Below are 12626 nucleotides of genomic sequence, written 5' to 3' on the forward strand. Positions count from 1 at the left end.
CCCGCCGAGGCCGTGACCACGCCGCGTGCGGCCTCTTCTGCGGTCAATTGCGCCAGCTTGTTGTACGCGCCGCGAATCTTGAAGGAGAACACCGGCTGCAGGTCTTCGCGCTTGAGCAATACCCGGTTTCCCAGCCGCTCGGACAGCTGGCGAGCGCCGTGCAGCGGGGTTTCGATAGCCACGTCATAAACACGGGAGGTGAGGATTTTGCGGGCGTAATGATTGAGCAGATCGTGCTGGCCTTGGCTCATCGCGTCGATCCCTCATACATGCGCAGGGCGGCAACAGATGGCAGACCGCTAATCAGGTTCAGGAAGGCGCGAAGGGCGATAGAGCGAGGGATAACGATCATGTCTGACTCCTGGTTCAATAATGTTGCCCAGGAGACAGAAGAAACCCGCCTCCAGGGCGGGTTTTTGCAAACGTCGGCTAACCCGCCATGACTGGAATGACGGTAATAATAATCTGGCCGAGGTTTTGCTTGATGAGGTTCATGGCCCTGAGGTTAGGTCGACACGGGCCTGCAAGTCAATAGTGCCTGGCTGGCCGCGTATCGAGAGACGTGCTGAATCGGCGGCGATCTTTTTCGTCTGTTTGATAGGGATCAACATTTTTATTTCACATTGGCACTTTAATGTTGATCTTGCGGTCAGTTATTTCAGCTTTAATTATCACCCATACTCAATCAGCCAAGAGGGCGAAGAAATGGACGAATACCAGGAAGAACTGCTTGAATACCGTGCATCGGAGCTGGACCCGGTAGAGCCTGCCGACGACGCTACCGAGTTATGAAAGGCTTCATGCGCTTTGGCGCTGGCTGCGGCGGAACTCTCCTGGAGTCTGTGCGTTCCAGCGTTTGAAGGCGCGTTGAAAGGCTTCGGCAGAAGCGAACCCCAGCAGGTAGGCGATCTCCCCGAACGCCAGTTCAGTGTCGCGAATATAAGTCATCGCCAGATCACGCCGCGTGTCATTGAGTACGGCGCGAAAGCATGTGCCTTCCTCGGCCAGCTTGCGTCGCAGTGTCCAGGTCGGCAGCTTGAGCCTTGCCGCCACCTCTTCCAGATCCGGTTCCCTGCCACCGTTCAATAGCGGCCCAAGCAATTGAATAATGCGTTCACGCAAGCTGCGGGTACGGGTCTGTTGCTCCAGTTCGCCTTCGCATAATTGCAGCAAATGCCGCCAGGTACTCGGGCAGTGGTCAGGGTTGCGTAATGCAAGACAGCTCTGATCCAGGCGCAGTTGATTGGTGGCTGCGGCAAATATCACCGGGCTGTCGCTCAGGCTGGCGTATTGCGCGGCGTAGTCAGGCGCATCGAATTCGATCTCGACACGTTGTGCACGTAGTCTGGTGCCCGCCAGTGTTGAGAGCTGAGCCAGCCAGCCAGCCAAAATCGAGTCCACAACAAAGCGGTTGTAAGCGTTATAGGGGCTGATTGAATAGAAGCGCATCCAGGCGCCTTGCGCATCCTCGTGAAAGCTCGACTGACCGCGATAGTTGGAGGCATACAATGGCTCGAAACGGATCAGCGTGCGGGCGGCCTCGCGCACTGTGGGAGCCTGGGCGGCGGTCACGCCCGCCAGACCTGCATGCGCGAAACGACTGAGCTGGCCCATGTGCAAGCCGAGCCCGGGCTGGCCGGTAAGCTGTATGGCAGCATGCCCCAGGCGCATGTAGCGTGGGATAGACAGTCGCGCACGCGCCTGACTCAGGCGGGCGGGGTCCAGACCGTACTGCTCGAGCAGCGGATCAGGATTCTTGCCTAAGCGAGTGACCGCACCGGCCAGACTCTGGATGCAGCCCACCGACAGGTCACCAAGGCGCAGGGTCAAGGTCGGCATCGTCAAAGCCAGAGGTTTATCAGGCGGGCACCGCCAGCGGGGCCATTGTCAGACGACGGTTCGGCAATTGTCTGACCTGCGTGGCTGGCAAAACTTTGCCCGGCAACGCCCTGATTCCAGAATTGCCCGCGCATGAACACGCTGACCCCTGCCTGTGCACTGCTTTGCGCTGGACGGCCGATCAAGGTCAGGCGATGCCAGGCTTCGCCCTCGCTTGGATTGTCGGCTGCCATATCGATGCTTGAGTGCCGAGGCTTGCGCCACGGCTCGGACCAAGTGGCCTTGCCGATCACAAAAGCAGGCACCGCAATCAGCTGCGCACCGCTCTGATTCAAGCGTGCGTAATTGTCCGCGTACCAACTGTCGCTACCGATCAGCACGGCCAGACGCCCTGCGGGCGTGTCGAGCACATTCAATGGTGCGTCGCTCGCCGTGTGCACGTAGCGTTTCTGAAAACGGTCCGGGTACAGCTGACGCTGAGGCTGGCCGAGCGGCTGGCCATCGCTGCCGAATGTCAGGCTGCTGTTGTACAGGGCGCCTTTACCGACTTTCAACTGACCGTTTTCAACGCTTGGTTCCGGCAGCACAATCGAGCCTGCCACCAGTGTTATGCCGAACTCTTTGGCCAGACCGCCGAACAGTGCCTGATAGTCGCGTGCCATCGATCGTGCCTTGAGGCGCAGATGGGCGTCATCCAAACGGTCCTGGCCTTCGGCACTGAGCATCGCCGTGATGAATTGCAGCGGATTGCTCCAGGACAGCCAGTCCATCGCTTCATCGACTGTTGCTGCTTGATAAAGCTCATCCTTCTCGCCACTGGCGAACAGCCAGGTGCCGATATGCTCGGGGAGTACTACCACCGTTCTGTGGTTGATCAGCCCGTAATCGCGGGCCTGTTGCAGATAGGCGGCCAGCTTGCGGTGCAGTCGGTCAGTGTTCTGGTAGTCCGTGGGGAACAGCTCCGGCTCGATGCCCAGCATGTTTCCGCGTTCACCGGGCTCGCCTTCATTGATTGCCAGGCGAATGCGCAGATCGGACAGGTAGTGGCCCGCCGGACGTTGTCCGGTCCAGACTGCGTAGCTGACAAGGCTGGCTATGCTCAGCAGGATCAGACAGATGGCGAAGAGTTTGCGCATAAAAAGGCCGGCTGGCTGCCATCAGGGAATTGTCGACTAGGGTAGGACGACGTCAGTCGCTTGCCAAGTGCCGCTGCGCGTTTGGATCAATAACTTGTCACTTTCGGTCATTGAGTGTGGGGCTGGATGCGTCTTTACTGTTGCCCATGAGAGGACCCGCAGAGGTCCTTGTTTTCCCGTGATTGACTCGATGGAGCTTCGCCATGACTGCTGCTCATTACCCGCACCTGCTGGCCCCGCTGGACCTGGGCTTCACAACCTTGCGCAACCGGACCTTGATGGGCTCGATGCACACTGGTCTTGAAGAGCGGCCGGGTGGTTTCGAGCGCATGGCGGCTTATTTTGCCGAGCGGGCACGCGGCGGGGTCGGGTTGATGGTGACCGGCGGGATCGCGCCCAACGAAGAGGGTGGCGTCTACGACGGTGCGGCAAAACTCACCAATGCCGAAGAGGCGGAGCAGCATCGCATCGTTACCCGTGCGGTCCACGAGGCTGGCGGCAAGATCTGCCTGCAGATCCTGCATGCCGGTCGCTACGCTTATAGCCGCAAGCAGGTTGCGCCAAGTGCCATTCAGGCGCCGATCAACCCGTTCACGCCACGCGAGCTGGACGAAGAGGGCATCGAAAAGCAGATCGCTGATTTCGTGACCTGTTCCACGCTGGCCCGCAGTGCCGGGTATGACGGTGTCGAAATCATGGGTTCGGAAGGCTATTTCATCAATCAATTCCTCGCCGCACATACCAACCACCGCACCTATCGCTGGGGCGGCAGCTATGAAAACCGCATGCGCCTGGCGGTCGAGATCGTTACGCGGGTGCGTGAGGCAGTCGGTGCGGATTTCATCATTATCTTTCGACTGTCGATGCTGGATCTTGTGGAGGGCGGTAGCACCTGGGAAGAGATCGTCCAGTTGGCCAAGGCGGTCGAACAGGCGGGTGCGACGCTTATCAACACTGGTATCGGCTGGCATGAGGCACGTATTCCAACCATCGCCACCAAGGTGCCGCGCGCAGCGTTCAGCAAGGTCACTGCCAAACTGCGTGGTTCGGTGAAGGTGCCGCTGATTACCACCAACCGGATCAATACCCCGGAAGTTGCCGAGCGCATCCTCAGCGAAGGCGACGCCGACATGGTCTCGATGGCGCGTCCTTTTCTGGCCGACCCGGAATTCGTCAACAAGGCTGCGGCGGGGCACGCCGAACGGATCAACACCTGCATTGGCTGCAATCAGGCCTGCCTTGACCACACCTTCGGCGGCAAGCTCACCAGTTGCCTGGTCAACCCGCGCGCCTGTCACGAGACCGAGCTCAACTACCTGCCAACCCGGCAGGTGAAGAAAATTGCCGTGGTGGGTGCCGGTCCCGCCGGGCTGGCCGCCGCAACCGTTGCTGCCCAACGCGGACATGAGGTGACGTTGTTCGATTCGGCCAGCGAAATCGGTGGCCAGTTCAATATCGCCAAGCGCGTGCCGGGCAAGGAAGAGTTCTCCGAGACGCTGCGCTACTTCCGTAACAAGGTGGAGGAAACCGGCGTGCAGTTGCGCCTTGGCACTCGCATAAAGGCCGACGATTTGCTGGGGGCTGGCTTTGACGAGGTGATTCTGGCGACTGGTATCGCACCGCGCATCCCGGCCATACCCGGCATCGATCACCCCAGGGTGCTGAGCTATCTGGATGTCATTTTGCAGCGCAAGCCGGTCGGGCGCAGCGTGGCAGTGATCGGCGCGGGTGGTATCGGTTTCGATGTATCGGAATTTCTTGTGCATCAGGGCGTGGCCACCAGCCTGGATCGCGAGGCGTTCTGGAAAGAGTGGGGCATCGATACCATGCTTGAAGCGCGCGGCGGCGTGGCCGGGATCAAACCTGATGTGCACGCCCCGGCACGCCAGGTGTACCTGCTGCAACGCAAGAGCTCCAAGGTGGGCGACGGCCTGGGCAAGACCACCGGCTGGATTCACCGCACCGGGCTGAAAAACAAGCAGGTGCAGATGCTAAACAGTGTCCAGTACCTGAAAATCGACGATGCCTGGTTGCATATTCGCATTGGTGAAGACGGCGAGGAAAAGCTGCTGGCGGTAGATAACATTGTGATTTGCGCCGGGCAGGACCCGCTGCGCGAGCTGTATGACGATCTGGTCAGCGCCGGGCAAAGCGTCCATCTGATCGGCGGTGCAGACGTTGCCGCCGAGCTGGATGCCAAACGCGCTATCGATCAAGGTTCGCGTCTGGCCGCTGCGCTCTGATTCAGCTTGTCTGTAAACTGCGCGGATGATTGTTGACGCCCTTGACTGGCAGCCCACTGCTGCGCTGCAACGCTTGAACCTGCCTTGGCTGCAAGATGCCGGGGTGGAGGCGGCAATCCTGCGCCTGCGCCTGGACCTTATTGACTCGCTGATCAGCGGCAACAAATGGTTCAAGCTCAGCGAACACCTGACCCAGGCTGTCGAGGCGGGTGCAGAGGGATTGATCAGCCTGGGCGGCGCACACTCCAATCATCTCCATGCGCTGGCGGCAGCGGGCAAGCGCTTCGGTTTCCCGACGGTGGGCCTGTTGCGTGGTCACGCCCAGCAGACGCCGACGGTACTGGACCTGCAAGCTTTTGGCATGCAATTGCACTGGCTGGGCTATGCGGGTTATCGAGCACGACATGCTGCAGATTTCTGGCTGCCCTGGCAGACGCAATATCCTGAGCTGTATCCGATTGCCGAAGGCGGTGGCGGGCTTGCCGGTGCGCTGGGCTGCGCAAGGTTGCGGGAGATGGTCGATAGCCAGCTCGGGCACCTTGGCTGGGACGATTATCACGGCTGGTGGCTGGCAGTCGGCACCGGCACAACGCTTGCCGGTTTGCTGTTGGCCGAGGCCGGCGCCCATCCGGTATATGGCGCGATGGCGGTGCCGGGCGATCATGGCGTTGCTCAAAACATCGTGGCTGTGTTGAAAGAAGCCACAGGGTCGCAGGTGAACGCCTCGCCGAACCTGCCCGCTGCCTGTGTTCTGCTGGAGGCCAGCCGGGGCGGTTTCGCCAGAACCGATGCCGCGCTGCTCGACTTCATCGCCAGCAGCGAGGCGCATAGCGGCATACCGCTGGAGCCCTTGTACACCGGCAAGGCTTTGCTGGCCCTGCACGATGAGGTGCTGGCCGGTCGGTTCAAGTCAGGCAGCCGTCTGGTCCTCGTCCATACCGGTGGCCTGCAGGGGCGGCGCGCGATGGGCCTGTAAGCCTTGTCGCAGAGCGCTTGGCATGAATTCTGCGCAGATCGGTGGCGAGACGTCGGCCATGACTACGTGGATGACACTTCTGGAGTGAGGCATCCGGGTCGCTGTCTCGATAATTGGTCCATTCCAGATCAATACGCCGAGGTCAGCCATGACAACTACCGCCGCAGAGCAAGTCGATCCTGCCACGCTGAAAAAGGTCATCGTCGCAGCGGCCATCGGCAACTTCGTCGAATGGTTCGATTTCGCCGTGTACGGCTTTCTGGCAACCACCATCGCGCTGCAATTTTTCCCCAGCGGTGACAGCAGCGCCGCGTTGTTGAAAACCTTCGCCGTGTTTGCCGTGGCCTTCGCATTCCGGCCATTGGGCGGGATTTTCTTTGGCATGCTGGGTGACCGCATCGGGCGCAAGAAGACCCTGGCGATGACCATCCTGTTGATGGCAGGCGCGACCACGCTGATCGGTTTGTTACCGACGTATGCGGCGATTGGCGTGATGGCACCGATTCTGCTGACCGTGATTCGCTGTGCGCAGGGTTTCTCGGCCGGTGGCGAGTATGCCGGGGCCTGCGCCTACCTCATGGAGCACGCGCCGCGCACGCAGCGGGCCTGGTATGGCAGCTTTGTGCCGGTGTCGACGTTTTCCGCCTTCGCTGCCGCGGCAGTGGTGGCTTACGCGCTGGAGTCGTCACTGTCGACCGAGGCCATGGGCAGTTGGGGCTGGCGTCTGCCGTTTCTGATTGCAGCGCCCTTGGGCCTGGTCGGCTTGTACCTGCGCTGGAAACTCGACGAAACCCCGGCATTTCAGGCCGTCACGCAAGAGCACGCCGTGGCTCACTCGCCACTAAAGGACACCTTGCGCCATCACGCGGCGGTCATGTGTTGTCTGGGAGCGTTCGTGTCGTTAACGGCGCTGTCGTTCTATATGTTCACCACTTACTTTGCGACCTACCTGCAAGTGGCGGGCGGCTTGAGCAGGGCGACGGCGTTGCTGGTGTCGTTGATCGCACTGGCCTTTGCGGCTGCTCTCTGTCCGCTGGCCGGTGCCTATTCGGATCGGGTAGGCCGTCGGGTCACTATGGCAACGGCCTGTACTCTGCTGATGGTCGTGGTGTTTCCGTCATTCCTGATGGCCAGCTCCGGCTCGTTCATTGCCTCGATCGTCGGGGTCATGCTGCTTGCTGTGGGCGCAGTGCTGTGCGGAGTAGTGACGGCAGCGCTGTTATCGGAAACCTTCCCGACCCGCACCCGCTATACCGCCTCGGCAATCACCTACAACATGGCCTACACCCTGTTCGGCGGCACCGCGCCGCTGGTGGCGACCTGGCTGATCGGTGTCACGGGCAGCAACCTGTCGCCAGCGTTCTACCTCATTGCCGTAGCCGTATTGGCGATGGCTGGCGGCCTGGCCTTACCGGAGACCTCGAAAATCTCGCTGCATGACGTGCCCGTTGCAGGCTAAGAGCCGGTGATGGGGTCGATCGCCTGAGCGTCACGATCGGCATGCCATATAAATAGCAGCTGCCAACGCAGTGCGTTTCAACCGCGATGGCACTGGCGACGCAGAGTGCGACCTTAGTGACACGGCGAAGGAATCCGACGAAGTCGGGCCGGAAACAGGAGCGAGGGGCTTTGGTTGCTATGGCCCCTCAAAGTAACTCGCCGAGGGGTGAAAACGAACCCCAATCCACCTGACATCGCAGAACCGCTGTGCTCTCAGCCGCGTTCCCGCGCCATCAATTCAACAGCGCAGTCGTCTCGGGCACAAAGTCGAATGAGTTCAGACTGAAACCCTGCTCATCCACCTGCAACACCCAGCCCTGACGATCCCAGTCGCCCAGCACAATGCGCCTGGCTGCCTGATCGCCAATCTGCAACTTATGAATCGCGGGGCGATGAGTGTGGCCGTGGACCAGAGTACGCACGTCGAACTGCTGCATGATCCGCGGCACCTCGTCTGGCGTCACATCGACAATATCATTGGCCTTCATACGGGTTTGCGCACGGCTTTCATTGCGTAACTTGCGCGCCAGCTTGTGCCGGGTGCCCAGCGGCAAATGGCGCAGAATGAAAAGCGTCAGCGGATGGCGCAGATAACGGCGCATCCGGATGTAACCTTCATCGCGGGTGCACAGGCTATCGCCATGCATCAACAGCACGCGCTCACCGTTCAACTGCACGACGCTCGGATCGCTCAACAGGGTGCAACCCGCTGCCTTGCAGAAACCCTTGCCGATCATGAAGTCGCGGTTGCCGTGCATCAGAAAAATTCGTGTGCCGCTGTCACTCAATACGCGCAGGGCCTTGCAGATTGAAAGCTGAAACGGTGACATGGCGTCGTCACCGATCCAGACTTCAAAGAAATCCCCGAGGATATACAGCGCCTCGGCTTCGCGGGCGCGGCCCGCGAGCAGATCCAGAAACGCCCGGGTAATGTCCGGGCGCTCCTGTTCAAGGTGCAGATCGGAGATCAGCAGTATCACTCAACGATCTCGGCTTTCTCGATGATCACGTCTTCTGCAGGCACGTCCTGATGACCGGCTTTGCTGGTAGTCGCAACGCCCTTGATCTTGTCGACGACATCAGTGCCTTCGATCACTTCACCGAATACAGCGTAACCCCAGCCCTGAACGGTCTTGGCGCTGTGGTTCAGGAAGGCGTTGTCAGCCACGTTGATGAAGAACTGCGCAGAGGCCGAATGCGGCTCCATGGTGCGGGCCATGGCGACGCTGTACTTCTTGTTCGGCAGACCGTTGTCGGCTTCGTTCTGGATGCTTGGGCGCTTGTCTTTCTTTTCTTTCATGCCAGGCTCGAAACCGCCGCCCTGAACCATGAAGTTACCGATTACACGGTGGAAAACCGTGTTTTCGTAGTGGCCAGCGTTAACGTATTCGATGAAGTTGGCTACAGTCAGTGGCGCCTTTTCTGCGTTCAGTTGCAGAACGATGTCGCCGTGGTTGGTGGTCAGCTTTACTTTGGACATGTGGAAAGTCGCTCTAATAGTCATGCATGAATGGGCACATTATGACCCTGACGCGCAGTTTACGGACGAGGTTACATTTTTCAGCGCTTTTGCAGCTTTTATGCCCTCAAATGTGCACTCTGTTGTCAGGGACTTGACAGCTTCGGCTATGATAAGCGCTTTGATTTAGTCGGCCTACCCTGGCCGCGCACGTATGTCCAAGGATCCTATGAGCAAGCCCACTCCAGAACCCGCTGCCCATTCCAAGGCAGGCCCAGCCGTACCGACCAATTTCCTGCGTCCAATCGTGCAGGCAGACCTGGACTCGGGCAAGCACAGTAAAATCATCACGCGCTTTCCGCCAGAGCCCAACGGTTACCTGCACATCGGTCACGCCAAGTCGATCTGCGTGAACTTCGGTCTGGCCAAGGAGTTCGGTGGCGATACGCATCTGCGTTTCGATGACACCAACCCGGCCAAGGAAGACCAGGAATACATCGACGCCATCATGAGTGACGTCAAGTGGCTGGGCTTCGAGTGGGCGGGCGAAGTGCGCTACGCTTCGCAGTATTTCGACCAGTTGCACGACTGGGCGGTCGAGCTGATCAAGGCAGGCAAGGCTTACGTTGACGATCTGACCCCCGAGCAGGCCCGCGAATACCGCGGCACCCTGACCGAGCCGGGCAAGAACAGTCCGTTCCGTGAGCGCAGCGTCGAGGACAACCTCGACCTGTTCGCGCGTATGAAGGCTGGTGAATTCGAAGATGGTGCCCGTGTACTGCGTGCCAAAATCGACATGGCCTCGCCGAACATGAACCTGCGTGACCCGATCATCTACCGCATTCGTCATGCGCATCACCATCAGACCGGCGACAAGTGGTGCATCTACCCGATCTATGACTTCACCCACGGTCAGTCGGATGCCCTTGAAGGCATCACCCACTCGATCTGCACCCTGGAGTTCGAAAGCCATCGTCCGCTGTACGACTGGTTCCTCGACAACCTGCCGGTGCCGTGCAAACCGCGTCAGTATGAGTTCTCGCGGCTGAACCTGAACTACACCATCACCAGCAAGCGCAAGCTCAAGCAACTGGTTGACGAGAAACACGTCAGTGGCTGGGATGACCCGCGCATGTCGACGCTGTCCGGTTTTCGTCGTCGTGGCTACACGCCGAAATCGATTCGCAATTTCTGCGAAATGATCGGCACCAACCGCTCTGACGGGGTGGTCGATTTCGGTATGCTCGAATTCAGCATTCGCGACGACCTGGACCACAGCGCGCCGCGCGCCATGTGTGTGCTGCGCCCCCTGAAAGTGGTCATCACCAACTACCCGGAAGGCCAGGTCGAGAAGCTGGAACTGCCGCGCCATCCGAAAGAAGACCTGGGCATGCGCGAGCTGCCGTTTTCGCGGGAGATCTACATCGATCGCGACGATTACATGGAAGAGCCACCAAAAGGCTACAAACGTCTTGAACCCAATGGTGAAGTACGTTTGCGTGGCAGCTATGTGATTCGCGCCGACGAAGCGATCAAGGACGCAGAGGGTAATATCGTCGAGCTGCGTTGCTCCTACGATCCGGACACCCTGGGCAAGAACCCTGAAGGCCGCAAGGTCAAGGGCGTTGTGCACTGGGTGCCAGCGGCCGAGAGCGTTGAATGCGAAGTGCGTCTGTATGACCGCCTGTTCCGCTCCGCCAACCCGGAAAAAGCCGAAGACGGCGCGAGCTTTCTGGACAATATCAATCCTGATTCCCTGCAAGTGCTGACCGGTTGTCGTGCTGAACCATCATTGGGACACGTGCAACCGGAAGACCGTTTCCAGTTCGAACGCGAAGGTTATTTCTGCGCGGACATCAAGGACTCGAAACCTGGTCAACCAGTCTTCAACCGCACGGTCACGTTGCGGGATTCCTGGACCTGAGATGTCCGAGGGGCAGATAGTGCTTTCTATTTACAACACGCTTACCAAGAGCAAAGAAGTATTCAAACCTCTGGATGGCAACAAGGTGCGCATGTACGTCTGCGGAATGACCGTGTACGACTACTGCCATCTGGGCCATGGCCGCAGCATGGTGGCGTTCGATCTGGTGACTCGCTGGTTGCGCTTCAGCGGTTACGAGCTGACTTATGTGCGCAACATCACCGACATTGACGACAAGATCATCAATCGTGCGCGTGACAACGGTGAGTCGTTCGACGCGCTGACTGCGCGCATGATCGACGCCATGCACGAGGACGAGGCGCGCCTCAATATCCTCAAGCCGGACATGGAGCCGCGTGCCACCGATCATATCCCCGGCATGCACGCCATGATCCAGACCCTGATCGACAAGGGCTATGCCTACGCGCCGGGTAACGGCGATGTGTATTACCGGGTCGGCAAGTTTCAGGGTTACGGCAAGCTGTCACGCAAGAAGATCGAAGACCTGCGCATCGGCGCGCGGATCGAAGTGGACGAGTCCAAGGAAGACCCGCTGGACTTCGTGCTCTGGAAAGGCGTCAAGCCCGGCGAGCCGAGCTGGGAGTCGCCGTGGGGCGCAGGGCGTCCGGGCTGGCACATCGAATGCTCGGTGATGTCGACCTGCTGCCTGGGTGACACCTTCGATATTCATGGTGGCGGCAGCGATCTGGAGTTTCCGCACCATGAAAACGAAATCGCCCAAAGCGAAGCGGCCACCGGCAAGGCCTACGCCAATGCCTGGTTGCACTGCGGGATGATTCGCATCAATGGCGAGAAGATGTCCAAGTCCTTGAACAACTTCTTCACCATCCGCGACGTGCTGGAGAAATACCATCCGGAAGTGGTGCGTTACCTGCTGGTATCCAGCCACTACCGCAGCGCGATCAACTACTCCGAAGACAGCCTGCGTGAGTCGAAGGCGGCGCTGGAACGCTTCTATCACGCGCTCAAGGGGTTGCCGGTTGCCGAGCCTGCGGGTGGGGAAGCGTTCGTCGAGCGTTTCAGCACGGCGATGAATGATGACTTCGGCACGCCGGAAGCGTGTGCGGTACTGTTCGAAATGGTCCGTGAGATCAACCGCCTGCGTGAATCCGATGTCACCGCAGCGGCGGGTCTGGCGGCGCGCTTGAAGCAGTTGGCCAGTGTGCTGGGTGTTCTGCAGCTGGAAGCCGACGACTTTTTGCGTGCAGGCGCGGAAGGGCGGGTCGATGCAGCGCAAGTGGAAGCGCTGATTCAGGCACGTCTGGCTGCACGCGCGGCGAAGGACTGGGCCGAATCCGACCGGATTCGCGACCAGATCACCGCCATGGGCGTACTGCTGGAAGACGGCAAGGGCGGCACGACCTGGCGTCTGGCGGACTGATCAAATAAGCCGGCTAAGTGATGCGGAGCGTCACGAAGTGCATTCCCACGCGGAGTGGTATGACCCCCGAAGGTTGGACGCAACCTTTGGAGGCGTCATGGGTAAATATACAGTGCAGGCAAAACTCGCAGCCGTGAAAGAATATTG

At 59.6% G+C, this 12626-nt stretch carries 11 protein-coding genes; 6 read left to right on the forward strand and 5 right to left on the reverse strand.

Annotated elements, in window-relative coordinates:
• The coding region (locus AO277_RS05875; RefSeq protein ID WP_143492720.1) for a pyridoxal-phosphate dependent enzyme at positions 1-251 on the reverse strand (251 nt) is incomplete at its 3' end.
• A 121-nt stretch (positions 252-372) separates the two neighbouring features.
• On the opposite strand from AO277_RS05875, the gene AO277_RS28950 reads away from it, so the two are divergent.
• Positions 373-792: a hypothetical protein gene (locus AO277_RS28950; protein WP_236691276.1), complete on the forward strand. Its 420-nt coding sequence runs from the start codon at positions 373-375 to the stop codon at positions 790-792.
• 6 nt (positions 793-798) lie between these two features.
• Here AO277_RS28950 and AO277_RS05890 read toward each other — a convergent pair whose 3' ends face one another.
• Together AO277_RS05890 and AO277_RS05895 are read right to left on the reverse strand one after the other, a co-directional pair.
• Positions 799-1839: an AraC family transcriptional regulator gene (locus AO277_RS05890; RefSeq protein WP_044319723.1), complete on the reverse strand. Its 1041-nt coding sequence runs from the start codon at positions 1837-1839 to the stop codon at positions 799-801.
• A 2-nt stretch (positions 1840-1841) separates the two neighbouring features.
• Positions 1842-2975 carry a nitrilase-related carbon-nitrogen hydrolase gene (locus tag AO277_RS05895; RefSeq protein ID WP_002552718.1) on the reverse strand — a complete coding sequence of 378 codons (1134 nt, stop codon included), beginning with the start codon at positions 2973-2975 and terminating at the stop codon, positions 1842-1844.
• 203 nt (positions 2976-3178) lie between these two features.
• Between AO277_RS05895 and AO277_RS05900 the strand changes: the two genes are divergently transcribed.
• From AO277_RS05900 to AO277_RS05910, 3 genes are all read left to right on the forward strand, one after another.
• Positions 3179-5218: an NADPH-dependent 2,4-dienoyl-CoA reductase gene (locus tag AO277_RS05900; protein WP_044319724.1), complete on the forward strand. Its 2040-nt coding sequence runs from the start codon at positions 3179-3181 to the stop codon at positions 5216-5218.
• A gap of 25 nt (positions 5219-5243) precedes the next feature.
• Complete coding sequence (locus AO277_RS05905; RefSeq protein WP_044319725.1) at positions 5244-6194, forward strand: 1-aminocyclopropane-1-carboxylate deaminase/D-cysteine desulfhydrase; 951 nt, start codon at positions 5244-5246, stop codon at positions 6192-6194.
• A 148-nt stretch (positions 6195-6342) separates the two neighbouring features.
• Positions 6343-7653, forward strand: coding sequence for an MFS transporter (locus AO277_RS05910; RefSeq protein ID WP_044319726.1), 1311 nt, complete (start codon positions 6343-6345; stop codon positions 7651-7653).
• 274 nt (positions 7654-7927) lie between these two features.
• On the opposite strand, the gene lpxH is transcribed toward AO277_RS05910, so the two are convergent.
• Entirely contained in the window at positions 7928-8674 is a 747-nt protein-coding gene (gene lpxH, locus AO277_RS05915) for a UDP-2,3-diacylglucosamine diphosphatase (protein WP_002552722.1), read from the reverse strand.
• Positions 8671-9174 (reverse strand): peptidylprolyl isomerase, encoded by a 504-nt coding sequence (locus AO277_RS05920; RefSeq protein WP_004661308.1) that lies wholly within the window; start codon positions 9172-9174, stop codon positions 8671-8673. Before AO277_RS05920 ends, lpxH begins: the two co-directional genes overlap by 4 nt.
• Positions 9175-9382: 208 nt before the next feature.
• Here AO277_RS05920 and AO277_RS05925 point away from each other — a divergent pair, with 208 nt between their 5' ends.
• Together AO277_RS05925 and cysS are read left to right on the forward strand one after the other, a co-directional pair.
• Positions 9383-11077 carry a glutamine--tRNA ligase/YqeY domain fusion protein gene (locus AO277_RS05925; protein ID WP_044319727.1) on the forward strand — a complete coding sequence of 565 codons (1695 nt, stop codon included), beginning with the start codon at positions 9383-9385 and terminating at the stop codon, positions 11075-11077.
• Positions 11078-11096: 19 nt separating this feature from the next.
• The gene (cysS, locus tag AO277_RS05930; RefSeq protein WP_044319728.1) at positions 11097-12479 is read left to right on the forward strand and encodes a cysteine--tRNA ligase; all 1383 of its coding nucleotides are present in this window, start codon (positions 11097-11099) and stop codon (positions 12477-12479) included.
• The last annotated feature ends 147 nt before the right edge of the window (positions 12480-12626 follow it).

The organism is Pseudomonas amygdali, assembly GCF_002699855.1.
In the GTDB taxonomy this organism is placed as follows: Bacteria; Pseudomonadota; Gammaproteobacteria; order Pseudomonadales; family Pseudomonadaceae; genus Aquipseudomonas; species Aquipseudomonas amygdali.

Coding starts and splice junctions, on each gene's coding strand:
- AO277_RS28950 (WP_236691276.1), top strand. CDS start 373: ATGTTGCCCAGGAGACAGAAGAAACCCGCCTCCAGGGCGGGTTTTTGC.
- AO277_RS05890 (WP_044319723.1), bottom strand. CDS start 1,839: ATGCCGACCTTGACCCTGCGCCTTGGTGACCTGTCGGTGGGCTGCATC.
- AO277_RS05895 (WP_002552718.1), bottom strand. CDS start 2,975: ATGCGCAAACTCTTCGCCATCTGTCTGATCCTGCTGAGCATAGCCAGC.
- AO277_RS05900 (WP_044319724.1), top strand. CDS start 3,179: ATGACTGCTGCTCATTACCCGCACCTGCTGGCCCCGCTGGACCTGGGC.
- AO277_RS05905 (WP_044319725.1), top strand. CDS start 5,244: ATGATTGTTGACGCCCTTGACTGGCAGCCCACTGCTGCGCTGCAACGC.
- AO277_RS05910 (WP_044319726.1), top strand. CDS start 6,343: ATGACAACTACCGCCGCAGAGCAAGTCGATCCTGCCACGCTGAAAAAG.
- AO277_RS05920 (WP_004661308.1), bottom strand. CDS start 9,174: ATGTCCAAAGTAAAGCTGACCACCAACCACGGCGACATCGTTCTGCAA.
- AO277_RS05925 (WP_044319727.1), top strand. CDS start 9,383: ATGAGCAAGCCCACTCCAGAACCCGCTGCCCATTCCAAGGCAGGCCCA.